The following is a 22,926-nucleotide window of genomic DNA, read 5'->3' as shown; positions in this document are numbered from 1 at the left end:
TTTATCGCAGAACGGCGGCCTGCAACCGGGCCGCACATACAAACAGGGCACCGCCAGAGGAGGGTCAGTCATGAACGCTGCAGAAACACTGGGTAATCTCGCCGCAATGCTAATCGAGGGTAAGGTTGAGGTCGTCGACCTGTCAGGCCGGCTTGGCCCCGACACTCCCCTGCTCCAGTTGCCCGAAGATTTCGCCAAGAACACACCCAAGATCGAGATCCACAAGATCTCCGAATACGACAGCGACGGCCCCTTCTTTGCCTGGAACTGGCTCAAGCTCGGCGAACACTCCGGCACCCACTTCGATGCGCCGCATCACTGGATCACCGGCAAGGACTTTGCCGACGGCTACACCGACAGCATTCCGCCACAGAACTTCGTGGCGCCGGTCAACGTGATCGATTGCTCAGCTGAAGTGGCCAAGAATCCCGACTTCCTGCTCGATGCAGCCGGCGTCAAGGCATGGGAAGCCAAACATGGCGAGATCAAAGCCGGGGAATGGGTGGTAATGCGCTCTGACTGGGATTCCCGCGCAGGCGATGAGGCAGCCTACCTCAACGCGGATGAAACCGGACCGCACTCACCTGGCCCGACCGTTGATTGCATCCAGTACATCCTGTCAAAGGGTGTCATTGGCTGGGGCAACCAGTGCATCGGGACCGATGCCGGCCAGGCAGGCGGAATGGAACCGCCCTACCCGGCGCACAACCTGCTGCATGCGGCCAACAAATACGGCCTCGCCTCGCTCGCCAATCTCGACAAGCTTCCTCCAAAAGGCGCAATCCTGATCGCTGCGCCACTCAAGATCGTCAAAGGCACCGGCAGCCCGATCCGCGCCATGGCTTTGGTCGCTCGCAACTGAGGCAAACCCTACGCCGGAGACCAGCACGATGGCAGATCATGACCACATCATCGTGGGCAGCGGCATCAACGCGCTCGTTGCCGCGGCCATGCTTTCCTCAAAGGGAAAACGCGTGCTGGTGCTCGAACGCGGCGACCGCTTCGGCGGTTGCATGCGCACCGAGGAAATCACCCTGCCGGGGTTCCACCATGACGTCATGGCGGCAACCTTCGTGCTCTTCCTTACCTCCCCCGCCCATGCCGCGCTCGGATCCGACCTGGCGCGGCATGGTTTGGAGTTCTGCCATACCCCGCAGCCGACAGCGGTGCTCAGGCCGGACGGCACATCTCTGGTCCTGACCACCGACCGGGCGGCCAATATCAAGACATTCAATGCTCTCGCGCCGGGCGATGGCGACCGGCACGGCGCTGATGTTGGCACGATCGAGGCCGATGCACCCTTCCTCTTCGCCCTGCTCGGCGGTGAATTGTGGAGCTGGCCAACCGCCAGATTGCTAATCCAGCAAGCCTGGAAGCGCGGACTTCGTGGCCTCGCCGCCTGGATGGGAGAGGCGCTGCGCCCGATCCGCGCCTGGCTCGAGAGCAATTACACTTCCGATCTCGTCCAGGCGCTCTGGGCGCCCTGGGCGCTGCACACCGGACTGACGACCGAATCCGCCTATGGCGGCCAGATGGGCAAGGTCATCGCCTTCGCGCTGGAAGCAGCCGGCGCTCCCGTGGTCCGGGGCGGCGCCGGTCAGGCCGTTGAAGCCTTCAGGCGGCTGATCGAGGAAAACGGCGGCGAACTGCGCAACGGCGCCGATGTAGACAGGATCCTTGTCCGCAATGGCAAGGCTTGCGGCGTCAGGCTTGCCGACGGCAGCGAACTCTCGGCTTCCCATGTCATCTGTTCCGTCGCGCCCGGCCAGCTCTACAACCGGCTTCTGCGCGATGAGACCGCCGATCTCCCGGACAGCACCACCTCCGGCCTGAACCAGTTTCGCCACGGCCGCGGCAATTTCCAGCTGCACTATGCGATTGACGGTCCGATCAAATGGAAGTCGGAAGGTCTTGAGGATGTCGCCCTCATCCATCTGGCCGAGAGTATCGATTCCGTATCCAAATCCTCCAACGAGGCCGAGCGCGGCATGCTGCCGGTCACCCCGACAATCTGTGTCGGTCAGCCGCATCGCCTCGATCCGTCCCGTTGCCCCGAGGGCAAGTCGATCCTCTGGCTGCAGATCCCCGATGCGCCGCGCACCATAAAGGGCGATGCCGCAGGCGAGATCGAAACCGATGGCGGCTGGACCGAGGCCACGCGAGAAGCCTTCGCCAACCGCATCGAGGCCATTCTCGCACGCCACATCGACGGGTTTGCCGACAGTGTCCTCGCGCGCAAGGCCTATTCGCCTGTGGATCTGGAAAGCATGAACATCAATCTGGTTGGCGGCGACCCCTATGGCGGTTCATGTGCGCTTGACCAGTTCTTCATCTGGCGGCCTTTCCCGCACTCGACGAACAACGCAACGGCGATCGCCAACCTGCACCATATCGGCGCTTCGACCCATCCCGGCCCCGGCCTCGGCGGCGGCTCGGGCTTCCTGCTTGCCAAGAGGTTGGGCGGATGAACGAGATCAAGACGCCCCCCTCCGGCAAGGCCGAGCCGCTGCAGCGGCTTGGTGAAATCGGCCTGTCCAATTTCGCCCCCTACCTGATGAACCGCATCATGGGCCGCTACAATGCGGATCTGCGGCAGGAGATGACCGGACTTGGACTGACCACGCCGAAAATGCGCGCGCTTGCCGTTCTCTCGGTCATCGATGATCTGCCGATCAGCGAGCTTGCGGTCTATGCCGTGGTGGAGCAGTCGACATTGAGCCGTTCTCTCGAGCAGCTGGCATCAGATGGTCTCGTCCGCCGTGATCCGGATCCGAGCGACAGCAGGGTTACACGCATCGGCATCACCGAGACCGGCCGTGCCGCCCTTGATCAGCTCTGGCCCTCAATGGCGCGCATCTACGCTCAGATGTTCAAGGACATCCCGGACGAAGAACGCCAGGCCTTCGTCACCACCTTGCAGAAAATGCTCAAGAACATCCGCAAGCACGATTTCTAATGACGGGAAAGACACAGCATGGCTGAACGTTCATTCGCCAAGGAAGTGCAGAAACTCAAGGTCGGTGAAGGTGAAACCTTCTCTGGCGAGGGCATTCTGGCATTGACCAAAGCGCTTCTTGAAGCCGGGGTTGGCTATGTCGGCGGCTACCAGGGCGCGCCGATCAGCCATCTGATGGACGTGCTCGCCGATGCCGAGGAGATCCTCACCGAGCTCGGCGTGCGCTACGAGGCCAATGCCTCCGAGGCTGCCGCGGCGGCAATGCTTGCAGCCTCGGTGCATTATCCGATCCGCGGTGCGGTCACCTTCAAGGGACCGGTCGGCGTCAATGTCGCCTCCGACGCGCTGGCGAACCTGTCTTCCTCCGGCGTCACCGGCGGGGCGCTGGTGATCATCGGAGAGGATTACGGCGAAGGCTCCTCTATCATGCAGGAGCGCAGCCATGCCTTCGCGATGAAATCGCAGATGTGGCTGCTTGATCCGCGCCCCAACCTGCCCTCCATCGTCCAGTCCGTCCACCAGGGGTTCGAGCTGTCGGAAGCCAGCAACACGCCTGTGATGCTGATGGTCCGCATCCGCTCCTGCCACGTCACCGGCAGTTTCGAGGCGAAGAACAACAAGCGTCCGCCGTTTACCGTCAAGGACGCGCTGGCCAATCCGCGCAGCGATTATGCCCGCGTCGTGCTGCCTCCGATGTCCTACATGCAGGAACACGACAAGATCAACAACCGCTGGCCGGCGGCGCAGAAATACATCGTGGAGAACAAGCTCAACGAGATGTTCGGCCCGAAGCAAGCCCCCGTCGGCATCGTCCTGCAGGGCGGCATGTACAATGGCGTGATCCGCGCTCTGCAGCGCCTCGGCCTCGCCGACATCCATGGCGATACCGAGATCCCACTCTACGTGCTCAACGTCACCTACCCGCTGGTCAACGACGAATTCTTTGAGTTCTGCGAAGGCAAGTCCTCAGTCCTGGTGGTCGAGGAAGGCCAACCGGAGTTCATCGAGCAGGCGCTGGGGTCGGCGCTCTACCGGGCCGGAAAGAGCATCAGCCTGCACGGCAAGGACATGCTGCCGATGGCGGGCGAATATACCGGCCAGGTGATGCTCGACGGCATCGAGGCCTTCCTCAAGAAGGCAGCGCCCGAACTGCTGCCCGCCCGCCTGCGCGCGCCCAACTCCGAAGAGAAGCCGGCACTTCCCGATCTCTCCAAGACCGTGCCGATCCGCCCGCCCGGGTTCTGCACCGGCTGTCCGGAACGGCCGATCTTCGCCGCACTCAAGATGACCGAGCAGGAATTCGGCAAGCACCAGATCGCCGGCGACATCGGCTGCCACCTGTTTGCCAGCCTGCCGCCATTCGAAATCGGCGGTTCGACCATGGGCTATGGTCTGGGCCCGGCCTCGAACGCGGCTTTTGACGGCGGCGGCGAGAAACGTTCGATCTCCATTCTTGGCGATGGCGGCTTCTGGCACAACGGCCTGTCCTCCTCGATCGGCAACGCCGTCTACAACAAGTCCGACGGCGTCATCGTCATCGTCGACAATTTCTACTCCGCCGCCACCGGCGGCCAGGACATCCTGTCATCACGCGCCGACAACCCCTCCAAGGCCACCGGCCACCCGATCGCCGATGCGGTCAGGGGCGTCGGCGTCAAATGGGTGCGCCAGCTCGACCGCACCTATGACGTGCCGAAGATGCGCGAGATCCTGAAAGAGGCGCTAACAACCGACCATGTTGGCCCCAAGGTCATCGTCGCCTCTTCTGAATGCATGCTCAACAGGCAGCGCCGCGAAAAGCCGTTGATGAACAAGGCGATCAAGGAAGGCCGCCGGGTCGAAAAACCGCGCTTCGGCGTCGACGAGGACATCTGCACCGGCGATCACGCCTGCATCCGTCTGTCGGGCTGCCCGTCGCTGTCCTTGAAGAAACTCGACGATCCGCTCAGGGATGACCCGGTCGCCAGCATCGACCAGAGCTGCGTCGGCTGCGGCAATTGCGGCGAAGTCGCCGATGCCGCCGTGCTGTGCCCGTCGTTCTTCCGCGCCGATGTGGTTCACAATCCGGGCTGGTTCGAACGCACACTGGGCTCTTTCACCAGCCGGACCATCGCCTGGCTGCAAAATCGTCGCTCGCGCGGCCGCATCGAATTCGTCCGGACCTGAACCATGGCAAGCAAAACCCAGACAGCACTCAAATCCAAGGCCCATGACCCGGCGCTCGATCAGATCATCAAGCTGGCGATCATGGCCGTCGGCGGCCAGGGCGGCGGGGTGCTGACCAACTGGATCGAGGATTGCGCCCATCGCAACGGCTACGTGGTGCAGGCGACCTCGGTGGCGGGTGTGGCCCAGCGCACAGGCGCGACGATCTATTACATGGAGATGGCGCCGGCGCAGGAACGGGCGCCGGTATTCTCGCTTCTGCCGGCTGCCGGCGACGTCGACATCCTGGTCGCCGCCGAGATGATGGAAGCCGGCCGCGCCATCATGCGCGGTTTCGTCACCCCTGACCGCACGACATTGATCGCATCCTCGCATCGCGCGCTGGCCGTCTCCGAAAAGACCGTGCCTGGCGATGGCATCGCCAATTCCGAGGAAGTGATCGCTGCAGCAGAAATCGCCGCGCAGCGCTTCATTGCCTTCGACATGGAAAAGATGGCAGTCGACGCAGGCTCGATGATCTCGGCCAGCCTGTTCGGCGCGCTCGCCGGTTCCGGCGCCCTTCCCTTCGAGCGCGAGAGTTTCGAGGCCGCGATCAAGGCTTCCGGCCGTGGTGTGGAAGCCAGTCTTCGCGCCTTCGCAGCCGGTTTCGAGGCCGCTGCCGGCGGCAAGATCGAACGTCCCCAGGCCGGCCAGGCAAAACTCCCCGCCGCCAACGCGCCGGCCGGACCGAAACATCTCGTCGAGCAATGGTCAAAGCTCGAGGCACGTGCTGCCGCCATGCCCGAGGCCGCGCGCGACATGGCCCTCACCGGTCTGCGCGCGGTGGTGGATTTCCAGGACCTCGATTATGGCGCCGAGTATCTCGACCGGCTCGAGCATGTGCTCGCCCAGGACGACCCGGCCAAGGGGCACGAGCTGACCCGGGAAGCGGCGAAATACATTGCCAAGGCAATGGCCTATGACGACGTCTTCCGCGTCGCCGATCTCAAGACCCGCGGCAGCCGTTTCGCCCGGGTTCGCACCGAGATCGCCCCGGCAAAGGGCGCGCAGATGAAACTGACAGAATTCATGCATCCGCGCGCCGAGGAGATCGTCGGCATGATGCCGTCCGGCCTCGGACGCCGGTTGTCCAACAGCCAGGGCGGCATGCGTCTGATCGACCGGCTGTTCAACAGGGGCCGCAGGCTCAGAACCGACAGGCTGCTGCCCTTTGCCCAGCTCTATGTGCTTGGCGGCCTGCGCAAATACCGCCGCGGTACCTTGCGTCACGCCATCGAGAAGGAACACATGGAAGCCTGGCTCGACAAGGCCCTGACCTACCGAAAGATCGACTATGCGCTCGGTGTCGAGACCCTGCGCAACCGCCGCCTGGTCAAGGGCTACTCCGACACCCATGCGCGCGGCCTGTCGAAATTCGACCGGGTGATGGATGGCGTGGCCCTGCTCGCCGGCCGGGACGATGCCGCCCACTGGTGCAGGCTCTTGCGCGAGGCAGCGCTCGCCGATGAAAAGGGCGACCAGCTCGAAGGCGCGCTCAAGACTGTACGCTCCTTTGCGGGCCAGGCAGAAACCGCAATGCAGAACTGAGCCCTTTGGCCCGGGAAAGGCCGGTTTCTTGCCCTGCATCAACGCCGTGCCAAGTTTGCCTGCCACCGCAGGCCTTGCGGAAAATCACACCCGGACTTACATAGGCCGCATCAGCGAGGACGACCTCCCCATTCAGGAAAAACCGCCGGGACGACCCGGCAATCCATGAGGGACTCCCATGCGAACAGTCAGGGACAGACTTCGTCACGCGCTGAGTTTTGAAATCATAGCTCTTTTCATCGTCATACCGGTCGGCGCCCGGGTGTTCGATGTTCCGCTTGGCAGCATCGGCATTGTCGCGATCGTCAGCGCCACCATCGCCACGATCTGGAACTACCTCTACAATCTGATGTTCGATCATGCGCTTCTGCGGCTGGTTGGCCGCGTGCAGAAGTCCCTGCCGATCCGAATCATTCATGCGCTGCTCTTTGAAGCGGGACTGCTTCTGATCCTTCTGCCCTTCATCGCCTGGTATCTGCAGGTCAGTCTGACAGATGCCTTTCTGATGGATGTGTCCTTCGCGGTTTTCTACCTGGTTTACGCCTTTGTCTTCAACTGGGTTTACGATCTCGTCTTTCCCCTGCCGCGGGCTACGGCGGCACAGGATACGCAAACGCGGATCTGAACCCGAGCACCGCCGAACAAACGAGAACGGCCGCGGATTGCTCCGCGGCCGTTTGCATCTTTGTCAGGTGACGCCTGGGATCAGGCAAACCACCAGCGCTCGGCAACCTTGTTGCCATCGCTCTGCCAGTTGGCTGCCACGGCATCATCATGGGCAAGGCCCTTGCCATGGGCGTGGATGAAGCTCGCCCACATGCCGACGATGGCACCGCCATCATCCTGCAGCAGCTTCTGGGCTTCCCAGTACTGCTCCTTGCGCGTGGCTTGGTCGGTTTCGGAGCGGGCCATAACCACCAGCTCGTTGAACTTCTCGGCCGACTCGCCGGTTTTCCAAGCGGTGTCGTTCCACTCGGTATCCGATGTGTAGGCTGCCGAATACATCCAGTCCTGGGTCGGGCGACCGCCCCAGTAGCAGGCGCACCAGGGCTTCTTGTTCCACACATTGGACCAGTAGCCGTCGCTCGGCTCGCGCACCAGTTCGATGTCGATCCCGGCTTCCTTTGCCGAGGCTGCAACCAGCTGGGCCGCATCGACGGCGCCCGGGAAGGCGGCATCGGAGACCGAGAGCTGGATCGCACCGGAATGGCCCGACTTCTTGTAATGGAACGCGGCCTTTTCAGCGTCGAACTCGTGCACCGGCAACTCGGTGTTGAAGAACGGCATCGAGGCATTAACCGGCACGTCATTGCCGGGTTCACCGTTGCCAAGCAGGATCTTGTCGACCAGTTCCTGGCGCTTGATCGCGTACTTGAGCGCCATGCGCAGGTCGTAATTGTCAAACGGGGCAGAATTCACCCGCATCGGGAAAGTGTAGTGCTGCGTGCCGGTGGTCTTGAGGATATCGAGCGTCGGCACCCGCCCAAGCAGGGTCACGGTCTTCGGGTCGACATTGTCGATGAAATCGACGTCGCCGTTCATGATCGCGTTCTGGCGGGCTGTAGTGTCGGACAGGGTGATCATCTCGACTTCATCGAAATGGGCACGGCCTTCCTTGAAGTAGTTCGGGTTGCGCTTCATCTGGATCCGCACGCCCGGCTCGTAGCTCTCTACAATGTAGCCGCCGGTTCCCACCGGGCTGTTCGGATCAGAGATCGCGCCGTCTACCGATGGCATGATCATGATGTGATAGTCGGAGACGATGTAGGGGAAGTCGGCATTGCCACCGTCGAGTTCGAAGATCACCCGGTTGTCGCCGTCCTTCTTGATCTCCTTGATCGCCGAAAGCAGCCCCTTGGCGGCGGACTTCGAGTTTTCGTCGCGATGATAATTAAACGTCGCGATCACATCGTCGGCGGTCATTGTCTTGCCATTGTGGAACTCGACGCCCTGCCGCAGGTCGAATGCCCAGGTTTTCGCACCGTTCGAGGGTTCGAAGCCCGATGCGAGTTCAGGGATCAGCGTGCCGTCATTGTTGACTTCCGTGAGATGGTTGCCGCGCGCATAGACAATAGCCTGCGTCATGCCGTTTTCCGACGTGCCTGCATCCAGAGCATCCGTGGTCGAGCCATAGGACGAACCCATGCGAATCTTGCCACCCTTCTTCGGCGTCGCAGCCAGCACGTCGGTCGCAAGCGTAAGCGCCGAAGGAACAGCAAGGCCGGCTGCAATGGCGGCCCTGATGAACTGCCGGCGGCCAATCTGACCTTCGCTGAGCCAGCGGGCCTGTTTTTTCAGATACTCTTCTTTCATGGTACGTCTCCGTTTGGTTCCCATAATTTTTGATTGGCGGCGTGGCACAGATCGCCCCGCCACTGAGGTTTTGCCTATCCTCCCCTGCTGCACCGGATTGTCAACTGAGCAGCAAGCCTCGGTGATAGTTTGCTATACCCCATCGACACCGGAAAATGTAGGGCAAAGACGCACTTAACCAACTCCATCGGAAATACGCATGGCGAAGCAACGCACCCGATACACGCTATGCGGGCTCTCCCGGTGGCACGTTTCGACCGCTTGGTTGCGTGTAACACCGGCATAAACCCATGACCCGGTTTACAACTGCCCTGCACTGGACAACAATGTGAACCAAGGCTGGCCGGAGGGGGGCTCATCACTCCGGTCGCTTTCACGAGATGGCAACAAGACCATCGGAAATTCGGGGAAGGAAAGCGCACTTGAATGCAGTGCTGTCGACCATACTGAAACGACTGGGGCTGGGCATCGCCACGCTTTTCGTCGTTTCAGCCATCATATTCAGTTCGATTTCAATGCTGCCCGGCGATTTCAGCGAAGCCGTGCTCGGCCAGGCCGCAACCAAGGAAACCGTGACCGCATTCCGCAAGGAACTGGGCTTGGACAAGCCCGCGCCCGTCCGTTACTTCGAATGGGTCGGCTCCGTACTTCAGGGCGATTTCGGAACGTCCTTTTCAGGCCGCAACGCATCCGGACAGGACCGCTCGCGCCAGGTGGTCGATCTTGTCATGCCGCGCCTTTGGAACACCTTGTTCCTGGCAGGGGTCACGGCCCTGATCGCGGTTCCGCTGGCTCTTTTCCTTGGCCTGACAGCCGCGCTTTACCGCAACACCGCCTATGACCGTGTTGTCAATGCCGCGACGCTGACGACCATCTCGACACCGGAATTCTTCGTTGCCTATATCCTGATCCTGTTCTTCGCCTCTCTATGGCCCGTGTTTCCCTCGCTTGCCAATATCGATGCCTCCACCGCCTTGGGCGAAAGGCTATACCGGGTTGCGCTTCCGGCGCTGACGCTGACGCTGGTGATTGTCGCACACATGATGCGCATGACCCGTGCCGCCATCATCAACCTGCTGGCCAGCCCCTATATCGAAATGGCAAGGCTGAAAGGTGCTTCACGGTCCGAAATCATTCTCAAGCATGCCCTGCCTAACGCCTGGGCACCGATCGCCACCGTGATTGCCTTCAACCTCGCCTACCTGGTGGTGGGCGTGGTCGTGGTTGAAGTGGTCTTCGTCTATCCGGGCATAGGCCAGTTGATGGTCGACGCCGTGACCAGCCGCGACATTCCAGTGGTGCAGGCCTGTGCGCTGATTTTTGCGGCGACCTATATCCTCCTGAACCTGACCGCCGACATCATCGGCATCGTCACCAACCCGCGATTGTTGCACCCCAGATGAGCGAGCAGCCCGAAACCTACGCCGCCGCTGCCGAAGTCGGTGCGGTCAGAAAGCGCCGCACCCGTCTTGAGCGGTTCAGCTTGCTGATGAAATCGGCCCCGCCCAGCGCCTGGTTCGGCATGATCGTGGTCGCGCTTTACATCCTCGTGGCCATTTTTGCCGATGTCATCGCCCCCTATGGCGAGGCGGAGATCCATCCGGTTCCCTTCGCCCCCTGGAGCGATGAGTTCATCTTCGGAACCGACCAGATCGGCCGTGACGTGCTCACGCGGCTGATCTATGGCGCCCGCAACACCATGGGCATTGCGCTGGCCACCACCTTCCTGTCGTTCCTTATCGGCGGCGGCCTTGGTCTTGTGGCGGCGATCAACCGCAGCTGGCTCGATCAGGGGCTCAGCCGGTTCGTTGACGTGCTGATGGCCATCCCCAGCCTGATCTTCGCGCTGATGCTGCTGTCGATCTTCGGCTCGACCATCACCAGCCTAATCCTGATCATCGCGGTTCTCGATTCCACCCGCGTCTTCCGCCTCACCCGCTCCGTCGCCGTCAACGTCGCGGTGATGGACTATGTCGAGGCCGCGCGCCTGCGCGGCGAAGGCCTGGGCTGGGTGATGCGGCGGGAAATCCTGCCCAACATCATGCCCCCGCTGGTCGCGGAATTCGGCCTGCGCTTCTGCTTCGTGTTCCTCACCATCGCGGCGCTGTCGTTTCTCGGCGTCGGCATTCAGCCGCCGACCGCGGATTGGGGGTCCATGGTCCGCGCCAATGCCTCGCTGATCCAGTTTGCAAAATACGACATGACAGCAGCCATCACGCCACTGCTGCCGGCAGCCGCCATCGCGCTGCTCACCGTGGCCGTCAACTTCATCGTTGACTGGTTCCTGCAGAAAACCAGCGGGCTTCGCGAATGACCGACAACCACGAACCCAATCATGACATTCTGCTCAAGATGCGCGACATCCGCATCGATGGCTTTTCCGACGAGCAGTGGCATCCCATCATCAAGGGCGTCGACCTGACCCTTCGCCGCGGCGAGATCATGGGACTGATCGGCGAATCGGGGGCCGGAAAATCGACGCTTGGCAAGGCCGCGATGGGCTACACCCAACCCGGCTGCAAGCTGACCGGCGGTTCGATCCTGTTTGACGGCATCGATCTGGCAAAAGCCAGCGACAGGGAAAAGCGCAGGCTCTGGGGCACGCGCATCGCCTATGTCGCCCAATCGGCCGCAGCCTCCTTCAATCCCGCCCATCGCCTGATCGACCAGACCGTGGAAGCGGCCAACCGGCGCGGGATCAGGCCCGACGCGGACTCGCGCACCGACGCGGTCGAGCTGTTCAGGGCCCTGCAATTGCCCAATCCCGAGACCATCGGCAGCCGTTATCCGCACCAGGTTTCCGGGGGTCAGCTGCAGCGGGTCATGACGGCCATGGCGATGTCGCCGCGCCCCGACCTGATCATATTCGACGAACCGACCACCGCCCTTGATGTGACCACCCAGGTCGAAGTGCTCTCGGCGATGCGCAACATCGTTGAGGAGTTCAACACTGCGGCAATCTACATCACCCACGACCTTGCCGTGGTTGCCCAGATGGCTGATTTCATCAAGGTGTTGCGCTACGGCGAGGAGGTCGAGCAGGCACCCACCCGCAAGATGCTGACCCAGCCCGAAGAAGCCTACACAAAATCGCTATGGTCTGTGCGGGCGCTGGAAAAGCCGGAAGTCAAGGGAGAGGACATCGTTCTCTCGATCAATCACGTCGACGCGGCCTACGGCCCGGTCAAGGTATTGCACGACGTCAACATTTCGATCCCGCGCGGGCGAACCGTTGCTGTGGTCGGCGAATCCGGATCGGGCAAATCGACAACCGCGCGGGTGATTACAGGACTGCTGCCACCATCGGCCGGAGAAGTCGTCTTCAACGGCGAACCCTTGCCCGCGGCACTCAAGGACCGCAGCAAGGACCAGTTGCAGAAGATCCAGATGATCTACCAGATGGCGGATACGGCCATGAACCCGCGGCAGACCGTCGAGGAAATCATCGGACGGCCGCTCGAATTCTATCTCGGGCTCACCGGCAAGGCTCGCGAAGCCAGGGTGATCAAACTGCTGGAGATGATCGAACTGGACGACAGTTTCATGGACCGGCTGCCTTCGGAACTGTCCGGCGGACAGAAACAGCGCATCTGCATTGCCCGTGCACTTGCTGCAAACCCGGAAGTCATCATCTGCGACGAAGTCACCTCCGCGCTCGATCAGATCGTTCAGGAAGGCATTCTGCAACTGCTGTTGCGGCTGCAAAAGCAGTACAACATCACCTATCTCTTCATCACCCATGACATTGCCACGGTGAAGGCGATTTCCGACGAGATCGTGGTGATGCTGCAGGGCAAGGTGGTCGAACAGGGGCTCAAGAGCGAAATCCTCGCGCCGCCGTTTCCGGACTACACCGAACTCCTGCTGTCTTCGGTCCCGGAAATGGATCCCGACTGGCTCACCAATCTTCTGGCAGATCGCAACACCTGATTCGCTTGAGCACGTGGTTTAGCGTGCTGCCATAAGTGCAGGAAGATCGGCAACCGACCCGATCAGAACATCCGCCAGCGCCTCGAGGGTCTGGCGTGTGCCGGTTCCCGAGAGCACCCCGATGGCGGCACCCGCGGCGGCAGCCCGCGCCATCTCCATGTCATGGCCGTTGTCGCCAACCATGGCGATCTGGGAAGGATGCAAGCCCAGATGCATGGCAAAGGCCAGCAGCATGCCCGGTTCGGGTTTCGGCCCATGGCCGCTGTCATAGCCCGCGATAAACCCAACTTCGGAGGTCAGATCAAGCACGTCGACGGTGCGCCGGATGCTGGCCTCCCCGTCGCTCGAGGCAATCCCGATTGCCATGCCGGAACCGGCGAGGCTTTGCATCAATGCTTTGAGATCGCAGATCGGCCAGGGCGATTCCGCGCCCTCGACAAAGGTCTTGTCGAGAAGCTGCATCAGCTCTTCGGGCTCGAAGGGGCTGCCGTGTACAACCATGTGCGCGGCGATTTCCCTGGCATTGGCGGCAGCAAACATGCTGTCTGCCCTGGTCTTGCCGGACACCGGATCCATGCCGCATTCGACAAGCAGGCGTTCAGCCAGCGCTGGGTCGCCGTCGGCCGCAATCAGCGCGCCCTTGCGGTTGGTATCGGCCCAGGTCCGGTCAAAATCGACCAGTGTGCCATCCTTGTCGAACAGGATTGCCTTGATCTCGTGTCCCAGTTTGAATGTCATGATGCTTTTCCTGTTTGACACGAGCAGTGCCTCGCGATTGCATGTACGTCAACACCAAGGTGATCTCGAACATGAAGGACACATCCTTGCGCCCAGCCCCATACGACAGCTTGCTTGACGAAGAGACCTGGGCCTTCGTCGACAAATCGGTCGCCTTCTACCCCGAAAACGCGACCAGCCTCGATTATCAGGGCCAGCGCGACGTCTACGACGCGCTGTGCAAGGCCTTCGATGCGGGCCGTCCCTCCGGCGTATCGGTTCGCGATCATTCCCTCCCGGGGGCGGTCTCGCCAATCTTCGTACGCGAATACAGGCCGGCCAGCGCCACTCCGCAAGCAACCGTGCTGTATCTTCATGGCGGCGGCTTCATCCTTGGCGGGTTGGAGAGCCATGACAGCATCTGCGCCGAAATCTGTGACCGCACCGGATATGAAGTCGTGGCCGTCGACTACCGCCTGGCGCCCGAACACCTGCATCCGGCCCAGTTCGAGGATTCACTGGCTGCATTCCGGTTCATTGCCCGTAACCGTCGCCATCCCGTGATCCTCGCCGGTGACAGCGCCGGCGGCAATCTGGCTGCTGCGGTCTCTTGGGCGACGCGCGGTGAAGCGCATGTTCCCGCCGGACAGCTCCTGATCTACCCGGCACTGGGCGCGGATACATCCAGGGGCAGCTTTGTCACCCACATGAACGCGCCCATGCTGACCACCGCCGACATGCTCTATTATGACGAGTTGCGTTCGGGCGGTTCTTCTCCGACCGGAGATCCCCGCTTCACCCCGCTCGCCGCGGCCGATTTCACCGCAATGCCGCCAACCCTGGTCTTCACCGCTGAATGCGATCCGCTGGCAGGCGATGGCCCCGACTATTGCAACCGCCTGACCGCAGCTGGAGGCAAGGCGATCTGCTTTGAAGAGACCGGGCTCGTCCATGGCTACCTGCGCGCCCGGCACTCGGTCGGCCGCGCCCGAGACAGTTTCGACCGGATGATAACGGGCTTGAAGGCACTCGCCGCGAGCGAATGGGCCTATTGAGCACGGTCGACGGCGCTGCCGGCTTAGACAAACCGGCGTGGGATCCGTTCGTTCCATTCCTTGTCGAACATCACGGTGTCGTTCTCCGTCGCCGTCAGCCTGCCGGTTATGTGGAACCAGTCGCTGTCGCAGCGCATCTCCATTTCCGCGATCGTCCTGGTCCACCAGCTGTCGCGTCCCCCGGTCTGCTCCCAGCGGATATGCGCCGTTGCCGACAGCGGGTCGTCCGGCTGGATCGACCAGCGCTCATGCGTCTTGCTGCCGGAGATCAGACCATGCTGCAGATCCCTGTTCTCCCCCGCATCGTTGAGGATAGACGTGGTGATAACACCGGTCTCGGGATCGATCTCGGTGGTCCGCGTCGAGGCGGACGGCCGCAGGTTCTCATGCCGCCAGGGTTCGGCGCCAACCGGCTTTTCAAAGCTGCATTCATCCCTCTCGGCCAGCACGCTGCGGCAGGGAAGTTCAAGCATCCCCGCTTCAAGAGTTATCGTTGCGTTTTCCGGCGCGGGCCAGATGAACGGCCAGTAGCTGGTCGAAACCGCGATCCGCAACCGGTGCCCGGCAGGCAAGCGGTAGGCGATCTGGTCGAGCGTTACGGTCGCCTCGAAAGTCTCACCCGGAGTCAGCCGTTCCGGTGCCTCGGCGGAGGTCCGGTGCGTGAGATTGAGAACGCCCATGGTGATCAGCGCCGATGTCCCGTCCGGACGCAGGTCGCAAAGCCGCACCGCCACTTGCGCCAACGGCTTGTCGGACCTGGCGCGGATCACAAGCCGGGGCACGCCGACGATGTCGAGCGTCTCCTCAAGCACAGCGCCGTCGAAGCACGCGGATCTCAGATCATCCGCTGTTTGTTCATCGGGCAGTTCCGGCCCATAGGCGAACGGGAAATACTCGCCCGTCTGGCTGCCACAATCCACCGGTGAGCAGATTGCAACAGCCTTGCTTATGGCGCCCTGCCCGAGGCTGCCGTCACCGAGAGCAAACTCTTTCGAAACGATCCCCGCCGCCGGCCATTCGGCTTCGGCAATCCATCGTCCCGGCCGTTCATCCACCCAGCGCTCCGGCGCGATGCTGTCCATCAGCCAGGCCCGGTAGGCCGGCAGGTTTTCTGCGCCATTGTCGATGCCCTTGAGCCAATGGTCCCACCAGCGTCTGGCTTCCTGCAGGAAACCGATGCGCGGCTCGGGTCCGGCGTAGTGGGGATACTTGTGGATCCACGGACCGACGATGCCCTTGACCGGGGCCTCGAGATTCTCCACGAGGTTCGAGATCGTGTTGCGGTAACCGTCATGCCAGCCGCCAATCGACAGCACCGCCGCCTCGATTGCAGCATAATCCTCGCAGATCGAGCCATGTTTCCAGTAGTCGTCCCGCGTCTGCCGCGAGATCCATTCCCGCGCCAGGAACGGCATTTCCCGCAAACGGTTGAGCCACATTTCGCGCCACCCCGGCCCCATCAGCAGCGGGTCCGGCGGTCGCGACGAATAGGACAGCATGTTGGCCGCCCAGCCGAAATTCTCGCCCAGCAGGCAGCCACCCTTGAAATGGATGTCATCGGCAAAGCGGTCGGCCGTCGAGCAGATGGTGATGATCGCCTTCAGCGCCGGAGGCCTCAGTGCCGCAACCTGCAGCGAATTGAAGCCGCCCCAGGAAATTCCCATCATCCCGGCGGTCCCCGAGCACCAGGGCTGGCTCACCGCCCATGCGATCACGTCGCAGGCATCCTGCAATTCCTGCGGCGTGTATTCATCTTCCATCACGCCTTCGGAATCGCCGTTGCCGCGCATGTCGAGCCGGATACAGGCATAGCCCTGTCCCGCCATCCATGGATGGGTCAGGCTGTCACGAACGATCGTGCCGTCGCGTTTGCGGTAAGGAAGATGCTCCAGAATGACCGGAACCGGGTCGTCTTCCGCATCTTTCGGCATCCAGATCCGGGCCGACAACCGGCAGCCGTCGGGCATCTCGATCGACTGGTCCTCGATCTCGATGATCTCGCGCGCAAACCCGGTTTCGGTCTCCGGCATGAATGACACCATGACATGTCTCCCCGACAGTTGAACAGGCTCGAACCTGTCATGCCGGAACCGCGCTGCGCAATGGCCTTGGCGGCAGATTGTGGAAAACGGATTGAACCGATGGAGGTACGCAAAACTGCTCCGCCTGCTCCTTTCAGCACCGGTGCATTGTCAGGTGGCATGCAGCGGGCTTACCAGCCCGCGCGGGCCTTTTCCTTCGGGTGAAAGCGCACCGCCGGAAATCGCGGCAACGATCTCGATACCATGCTGCTCAAGCACGCGAAATGCGTCTTGATGCTCCTCAAAGGCGATGATGCGGCCCGGAGACAGGACAATTGGCGCAAGCCGCCTCAGCCCCTGCGATACAGGAGGCTGCTGATGCCGGACGTCAATAAGGTCCAGTTCCTTGACGCCCAATCCCTGCGCCAGCGCGTCGAGGAACGGCAATCTGCAAGGTTCGATCCCGAGCGGCGCGCCGGGATTGGCCGATCGGACCAGAAACGAGTTCGCACGGCCAAGCAGGTTCTCGTCGACCAGCATGCAATCGCGGCTGAGCGGCAAAAAACAGTCATCGAGACACGCGCAATCCGTCCCGGTCAGATCAAGCCAGAACACGGCGCCACTGCAGTCCTGGCGAAACAGCGATGCTGCCAACAGCGACAGCGCCTGCACGCTTGTGTTGGCTGTGATCGCTCCGACCCAGATCCTGTCACCTGGCATGGCGATGTCATTGCCACTGACCGGCGGGCACGACCGGTCGGCCCCATCGGCGCTCAGCCAGAACTCGAACCGGGACTGGTCAAACAGCGGCGCGAAGTTGAGCACGGTCGCAAGGGTGATCGTATTGGCTCTGGCGCTCCGCCCTTTCGGTTGGGCAAGCACCACTCCGCCATCAATCACGCGGAACCGTTCGCGCAAATGCATGACCCCGTCGAGTGGCGGCAGCAACCAGTGGGAATTCTCGTCAAAGCTTGGACCCACACGCTCAAATCCCGAAGGCAGATCGCCCGTCTTCATCCCCTCCATGAGACAACGCGTGAGTGTTTCGGCAGGCTGCTCGCTCAGCCACGAGATGATATCGCAACCCGCATTGCCCAGTTCATGATCGGCTCCGGTCATCCGCCGCTCGAGAATCCAGTCCCGTGCATCCGCAAAGCCCAGGGCCGAGCGCAGGAGCACATCCATGCGCCTGACGGACACGCCCGCTGCTTCCAGTTCCCGCACCATTCGCTGATGTTGCCGTGAAGCCGGATCCACTCCTCTTTCACCGCCCCAGCCCATGCCGGCTTCAGGGCTGCACATCGGTCCCTGGACCAGAACGTCGCGCAGAACGCCGATATCATTGATGACGGAAACTGGTGTGCCGGAACGGGTCATGATTTTCCCACCTCCAGGCGCATTGGCGCTGGTTGATGAAACCATGCTCCGTCTAAAGCGATACCCGCACATTGACGTTCGTCAATGCGGGAACCTCGCCTGTCCATGCTTGACGGCAAGCGCGCGGAACCGCGCCACATTCGATCCGTATCGCTCAGTAAGAGGCGATCCGGTTGAGATCTTCCCGGGTTTCGCCCGAGTGGCTGATGAGCGCGTTGGCGTCAATCAGTTCGAAATGCTTGGCATTGATGATGCGGATTACCTTTGCCCGCGCCAGGGTCTGTATGTTGCGACTGAGCGTCTCGGGTGTCGTTCCGAGATAATCGGCGATATCCCTGCGGCTCAGCGGGATATGCACGACCGATGGCGATGCATCGCCGCCTTCCCGATGCTGGTTTCTCGACCGTCGCGAGAACACATAGAGCAGTGTTGCCACGCGTTGCATCGTGGTGTGACCATTGGTGATCGCAGCCCACTCCCGGACCGCATCGAGTTCGTCGAGCTTGGCCTTGAGCATCTCGTGTTCAACGGTGGGATGGTCCGCGAGAAACCGCTCGAAGCCGGAACGGTTCATGGCGCACAGCGTCACATCTGTAACCGCCTCGTAGGAGAATTGCGATTCCTCGGCAAAAAGGCGCCCGAAAAAGTCCGATGGAAACAGAAGCCCGACAATATGGTCGTCGCCACTGGCCGATGCACTCGAGAGTTTGACAACACCCTCGACGATATTGCCGACAATGTCGCTGACCTCTCCCTGCCCCTGGATGACGGTGCCGCGCACAAACTTGCGGACATGCGATATGCGGTTGAGTTGCGCCATCGCGTCTGCTGACGCAGCGCTGCAGACAGACCGGTTGTGAATCGGGCAATTCGTGCATTTGCCGCACGAACAGGCAAGATCAACGGCATTGTCCATATGCACATTCCTGCTCGACCGGGGCCCAGGTCCACAGGCGGCCTGATCGCATGAAGAAACACCGGGCCACCTGGGGTTCGCGGCGCAGTCAATCGCACTGCCGGTAAGGCGTCAAGGACTAACCCGTGCGACCTTTGATTGAAAAACCGCCGTCGCGACTACGCCGATCAGTGTAAGCGATGATCACAGGCGCCATTCGCTTGTTCGAGAATTCGAACCACCTCCTGATCGTCGACCTGCCGGAAATCCCGGTAATGCGCCCCAACGGCCCGAAAGGAAGACGGAATTTCCAGACAAATCACATCCTCGGCCAGTGCATGCAACTTCTCCAGAACATCGACTGGCGCCACCGGCAGTGCAACGATCAACCGCATGGCGCCGCGTTCGCGCAACACCCGGAGGGCGATGCGCAATGTGGCTCCTGTGGCAGCGCCATCGTCAACGACGATCACCGGTCTGCCTTTGACTGCAAGGGTCGGTCGGACCGCGAAGTAAAGCCGCTTCCGGCGCTCAAGCTCGGGCAGGACCTCCCGCGCCAGATCGCGAACCTCTTCTTCATCGAGCCCGAGTTGGTCACAAATCTCCCGGTTGATCGTCACTTGCATCGTCTCACCATCGCTGATCGCACCAATGGCGACCTCCGGATATCCCGGCGCACCGACCTTTCGCACCAGCAGAATATCGAGCGGCAGATCCAGTGCCTCGGCAACCTGCTCAGCCACCGGCACCCCGCCACTCGGCAGCGCCACCACGAGCGCCATCTTGTGGTCGAAACCGGACAATTGCCGGGCGAGCTCCCGGGCAAGTTTCTGACCGGCGTCGTTTCGGTCCGCAAACATCGCCTTCTCCCCACGCGTGAAGTCGAGCATCAACCGTGGCAGGATAGCGCATCAGATCGTTCCGCCATTGACCGCCATCAAGACCGCAATGGCAGCCCGCCCCAAAATCAGCCCTGTGCAAGCGCGGCCGGCCTGAGCGCTTCGATTGCGGCAGGAAGATCGAGCAGGCTGGAAATCACTCGGTCCGCACCGAGTTCGTCGGCGGGCACATTGGTGTAGCCGCCATGCACCGCCACGCTAGCCATGTTGGCGGCCTTTGCCGCGCCGATGTCGGCCGGACTGTCGCCCACCATCAAGGCTCGGCTGGCCGCAACTCCCATAACCGAAAGTGCGTGATGCAGCATGTCGGGCTCGGGCTTGCGCGCCGGCCCGGTATCGCCGCCGACCACCACATCCACCTGCCCGTCGATCCCGAAATGCCTCAGGATTTCGTGGGTAAAGGCTTCCGGCTTGTTGGTGACCACCCCAATCCTGACGCCTGCCCGATGATAGCTCGAAATCAGTTCCACCGCGCCTGGCATGGCGACCGTGTGCCGGGTCAGGTGCTTGCCGTAGATCCCCATCATCCGGTCGGTTGCAGCATTCAGCGCATCGCCTTCATACTGCGTCCCTACCGATGCATAGGCCCGCTCTACAAGCTTCTTGACCCCGTTGCCGATCATGCCGCGAACCGCGTCCACGCTGACCACCGGCAGGTCATCGCCCGACAGCAGCTCATTCACCGCAGCGGCAATATCGGGCACGGAATCGATCAGCGTTCCATCCAGATCGAAAAGGATTGCCTCGGGCCAGCCGGACGGGACACTCTTGTTAACCGACGCATCACTCACGCATTTTCCTTCCACTTGATCGAACACCCCATCGAGGCGATCTGGTCGTCCGGCCCCTTGCCGGTCTCCGCCACATGGCGCATCGCCTCGTAGAGGTCACGCCTGAGATCCTCAGGTCCGGACTGCTTGCGCGACGCGTCGAGCCGCCCGCGATATTGCAGTTCCATCTGGGCATTGAAGCCGAAAAAATCCGGCGTGCAGACCGCACCCCAGGCAAGCGCCACGGACTGGTCTTCATCATAGAGATACGGGAACGAAAATCGATGCGCTCCGGCAAAGAGCTTCATGTTTTCAAATGAATCTTCGGGATAGGCCTCGACGTCATTGGACGAGATCGCCACGAAGCCGATGCCGATGTCGGCCAGGTCCTCGGCGTCGCGCACGATCCGGTCGATCACCGCCTTGACGTAGGGGCAATGGTTGCAGATGAAGGCCACCACCAGCCCATTCTCACCGGCCTGATCAAGAACATTACGGGCCTGTCCGTCGACGCCGATCAATCGGGCGTCACTCGGTTTCCATCCAAAATCACACAAGGGGGGAATTGCGGCCATTGGACGTCTCCTCGATCAGTTCCGGTAACAAGTCTTAGCGCAGCGCGCCATCGGATGCCGCGCGAATGGCTTCGATATTGGTCTTATACGCTGTTTGTGTCCCTCCTTTGAACACAGCGGAACCTGCAACCAGCACATTGGCGCCGGCAGCAGCCACCAGCGGCGCGGTTTCGGGCGTCACGCCGCCATCGATCTCGATGTCGATCGGCCGGTCGCCGATCATGCTCTTCACCCGCGCCACCTTGTCGACCACCGCCGGGATGAACTGCTGTCCGCCGAACCCCGGATTGACCGTCATAAACAGGATCAGGTCGACCCGGTCGAGCACGTAGGCAAGCACGCTTTCCGGCGTCGACGGGTTAAGCGAGACCCCGGCCTTCTTGCCGAGATCCCGGATCGCCTGCAGCGACCGGTCGAGATGTTTTGTCGCCTCGGCATGAACCGTGATGATGTCGCAACCGGCATCGGCGAAGGCCGCAAGGAACAGATCGCACGGCTCGATCATCAAATGGCAGTCGAAGATCCTGTCGGTGCGGTTGCGCACCGCCTTGATGATCGGAGGACCGAAGGTGATGTTGGGCACATAATGCCCGTCCATCACGTCGAGATGGATCCAGTCTGCGCCGGCTTCAACTACGGCCTCGATCTCGTCACCCAGCCGCGAAAAATCAGCCGACAGCACCGAGGGCGCGATGATGGTCTTTGTCATGCCCCCTCCTCCGCTTGACCGTCCGGGATGCCCATGGTGAACACCCGGCTGACCTTCAGGTCCTCCGCCGTGATGGTCGACAGTTCCTCAGCGGTCACCGGCCCGGTGGCGGTCGAGAACAGCCGGTTGGCCTGCCTCAGCCGCGCCCGGTCGAGAGCGTTGCGGATCGAGCGGGCATTGGCGAAATGCGGCTGCTGCCGCCTGAGCCGGATATAGCGCTGCATCAGACCGTGGGCTTCCTCGTCAAAATGATAGGTCTGCTGCTTGAGCATGCCGTCGGCGATCTGGAGCAGTTCCGCCTCGCTGTAGTCGGGAAATTCGATGTGATGGGCGATGCGCGACCGGAACCCGGGATTGCTTTCGAAGAACTTGTCCATCCTGTCGGCATAGCCTGCGAGGATCACCACCAGGTCCTCGCGGTTGTTCTCCATCACCTGCAGCAGGATCTCGATCGCTTCCTGGCCGTAGTCACGCTCGTTGTCGGGCCGGTAGAGATAATAGGCCTCGTCGATGAACAGCACCCCGCCCATCGCCCTCTTCAGGATCTCCTTGGTCTTCGGCGCGGTGTGGCCGATATATTGGCCGACCAGATCATCGCGCGTCACCGACACCAGGTGGCCCTTGCGGACATAGCCGAGCCGGTGAAGGATATTGGCCATCCTCAGCGCCACGGTGGTCTTTCCGGTGCCGGGATTGCCGGCGAAATTCATGTGCAGCGTCGGCGTCTCGTGGCTGAGCCCCATCGCCTTGCGGGCCCGCTCGACGATCAGCATCGCGGCGATCTCGCGGATCCGCTGCTTGACCGGCTTGAGCCCGATCAGCTCGCGGTCGAGTTCGGCCAGCACCTCGGCGACACCGGATTTGTTGTATTCCTCGCGCAGGTCGATTGCAGTCGGCAAGGCCTCTGCTTCATCAGGCGCAATCAGGTCGGCTGCATCTGCCATCATGGTCTCCTC

At 61.8% G+C, this 22,926-nt stretch carries 20 protein-coding genes; 10 read left to right on the top strand and 10 right to left on the bottom strand.

The annotated features are described in order from the left end of the window. Positions 1-70: 70 nt before the first annotated feature. The 6 genes from GTW23_RS06255 to GTW23_RS06230 all read left to right on the top strand — a co-directional run bounded on the left by GTW23_RS06255 (position 71) and on the right by GTW23_RS06230 (position 7,334). On the top strand, positions 71-862 hold the full coding sequence (locus GTW23_RS06255; RefSeq protein WP_152008289.1) for a cyclase family protein: 792 nt from the start codon (positions 71-73) through the stop codon (positions 860-862). 28 nt (positions 863-890) lie between these two features. Continuing rightward, on the top strand, positions 891-2,468 hold the full coding sequence (locus GTW23_RS06250; protein ID WP_252915098.1) for a phytoene desaturase family protein: 1,578 nt from the start codon (positions 891-893) through the stop codon (positions 2,466-2,468). Continuing rightward, the gene (locus GTW23_RS06245) at positions 2,465-2,956 is read left to right on the top strand and encodes a MarR family winged helix-turn-helix transcriptional regulator (RefSeq protein ID WP_152008287.1); all 492 of its coding nucleotides are present in this window, start codon (positions 2,465-2,467) and stop codon (positions 2,954-2,956) included. Before GTW23_RS06250 ends, GTW23_RS06245 begins: the two co-directional genes overlap by 4 nt. A gap of 18 nt (positions 2,957-2,974) precedes the next feature. Continuing rightward, complete coding sequence (locus tag GTW23_RS06240) at positions 2,975-5,122, top strand: thiamine pyrophosphate-dependent enzyme (protein WP_252915097.1); 2,148 nt, start codon at positions 2,975-2,977, stop codon at positions 5,120-5,122. A 3-nt stretch (positions 5,123-5,125) separates the two neighbouring features. Then, positions 5,126-6,709, top strand: a complete 1,584-nt coding sequence (locus GTW23_RS06235; RefSeq protein WP_252915096.1) for an indolepyruvate oxidoreductase subunit beta family protein — start codon at positions 5,126-5,128, stop codon at positions 6,707-6,709. 178 nt (positions 6,710-6,887) lie between these two features. After that, entirely contained in the window at positions 6,888-7,334 is a 447-nt protein-coding gene (locus GTW23_RS06230) for a PACE efflux transporter (protein ID WP_152008284.1), read from the top strand. Positions 7,335-7,414: 80 nt separating this feature from the next. Here GTW23_RS06230 and GTW23_RS06225 read toward each other — a convergent pair whose 3' ends face one another. Then, positions 7,415-9,022: an ABC transporter substrate-binding protein gene (locus GTW23_RS06225; protein WP_152008283.1), complete on the bottom strand. Its 1,608-nt coding sequence runs from the start codon at positions 9,020-9,022 to the stop codon at positions 7,415-7,417. Positions 9,023-9,444: 422 nt separating this feature from the next. Here GTW23_RS06225 and GTW23_RS06220 point away from each other — a divergent pair, with 422 nt between their 5' ends. The 3 genes from GTW23_RS06220 to GTW23_RS06210 are packed head-to-tail and all read left to right on the top strand — an operon-like array spanning position 9,445 to position 12,952. Then, positions 9,445-10,425 (top strand): ABC transporter permease, encoded by a 981-nt coding sequence (locus GTW23_RS06220; RefSeq protein ID WP_152008282.1) that lies wholly within the window; start codon positions 9,445-9,447, stop codon positions 10,423-10,425. Next, on the top strand, positions 10,422-11,336 hold the full coding sequence (locus tag GTW23_RS06215; protein WP_152008281.1) for an ABC transporter permease: 915 nt from the start codon (positions 10,422-10,424) through the stop codon (positions 11,334-11,336). Before GTW23_RS06220 ends, GTW23_RS06215 begins: the two co-directional genes overlap by 4 nt. Further along, positions 11,333-12,952, top strand: coding sequence for an ABC transporter ATP-binding protein (locus GTW23_RS06210; RefSeq protein ID WP_152008280.1), 1,620 nt, complete (start codon positions 11,333-11,335; stop codon positions 12,950-12,952). The genes GTW23_RS06215 and GTW23_RS06210 overlap by 4 nt, the downstream gene beginning before the upstream one ends. A gap of 18 nt (positions 12,953-12,970) precedes the next feature. On the opposite strand, the gene GTW23_RS06205 is transcribed toward GTW23_RS06210, so the two are convergent. Continuing rightward, complete coding sequence (locus tag GTW23_RS06205; protein WP_152008279.1) at positions 12,971-13,690, bottom strand: HAD family hydrolase; 720 nt, start codon at positions 13,688-13,690, stop codon at positions 12,971-12,973. 71 nt (positions 13,691-13,761) lie between these two features. On the opposite strand from GTW23_RS06205, the gene GTW23_RS06200 reads away from it, so the two are divergent. Continuing rightward, complete coding sequence (locus GTW23_RS06200; protein WP_152008278.1) at positions 13,762-14,724, top strand: alpha/beta hydrolase; 963 nt, start codon at positions 13,762-13,764, stop codon at positions 14,722-14,724. A gap of 23 nt (positions 14,725-14,747) precedes the next feature. On the opposite strand, the gene GTW23_RS06195 is transcribed toward GTW23_RS06200, so the two are convergent. The 8 genes from GTW23_RS06195 to cbbX all read right to left on the bottom strand — a co-directional run bounded on the left by GTW23_RS06195 (position 14,748) and on the right by cbbX (position 22,914). Next, a complete protein-coding gene (locus GTW23_RS06195; RefSeq protein WP_252915095.1) occupies positions 14,748-16,766 on the bottom strand; it encodes a CocE/NonD family hydrolase in 2,019 nt (672 codons plus the stop codon). A gap of 150 nt (positions 16,767-16,916) precedes the next feature. Then, positions 16,917-18,122, bottom strand: a complete 1,206-nt coding sequence (locus GTW23_RS06190; protein ID WP_252915094.1) for an arginine deiminase family protein — start codon at positions 18,120-18,122, stop codon at positions 16,917-16,919. 154 nt (positions 18,123-18,276) lie between these two features. Next, a complete protein-coding gene (locus GTW23_RS06185) occupies positions 18,277-18,942 on the bottom strand; it encodes a Crp/Fnr family transcriptional regulator (RefSeq protein ID WP_193217225.1) in 666 nt (221 codons plus the stop codon). 263 nt (positions 18,943-19,205) lie between these two features. Continuing rightward, entirely contained in the window at positions 19,206-19,877 is a 672-nt protein-coding gene (locus tag GTW23_RS06180) for a phosphoribosyltransferase (protein WP_252915093.1), read from the bottom strand. Positions 19,878-19,984: 107 nt separating this feature from the next. Beyond that, positions 19,985-20,707, bottom strand: a complete 723-nt coding sequence (gph, locus tag GTW23_RS06175) for a phosphoglycolate phosphatase (protein WP_252915092.1) — start codon at positions 20,705-20,707, stop codon at positions 19,985-19,987. Continuing rightward, on the bottom strand, positions 20,704-21,261 hold the full coding sequence (locus GTW23_RS06170) for a thioredoxin family protein (RefSeq protein WP_252915091.1): 558 nt from the start codon (positions 21,259-21,261) through the stop codon (positions 20,704-20,706). The genes gph and GTW23_RS06170 overlap by 4 nt, the downstream gene beginning before the upstream one ends. A gap of 34 nt (positions 21,262-21,295) precedes the next feature. Next, the gene (gene rpe, locus GTW23_RS06165) at positions 21,296-21,970 is read right to left on the bottom strand and encodes a ribulose-phosphate 3-epimerase (protein ID WP_252915090.1); all 675 of its coding nucleotides are present in this window, start codon (positions 21,968-21,970) and stop codon (positions 21,296-21,298) included. After that, positions 21,967-22,914 carry a CbbX protein gene (gene cbbX / locus GTW23_RS06160; protein ID WP_252915089.1) on the bottom strand — a complete coding sequence of 316 codons (948 nt, stop codon included), beginning with the start codon at positions 22,912-22,914 and terminating at the stop codon, positions 21,967-21,969. The genes rpe and cbbX overlap by 4 nt, the downstream gene beginning before the upstream one ends. Positions 22,915-22,926 lie beyond the last annotated feature (12 nt).

This window comes from Parahoeflea alexandrii (assembly GCF_024105735.1).
GTDB classification, from domain to species: domain Bacteria; phylum Pseudomonadota; class Alphaproteobacteria; order Rhizobiales; family Rhizobiaceae; genus Hoeflea; species Hoeflea alexandrii.
This window is presented reverse-complemented; position numbering and strand designations above follow the sequence as displayed.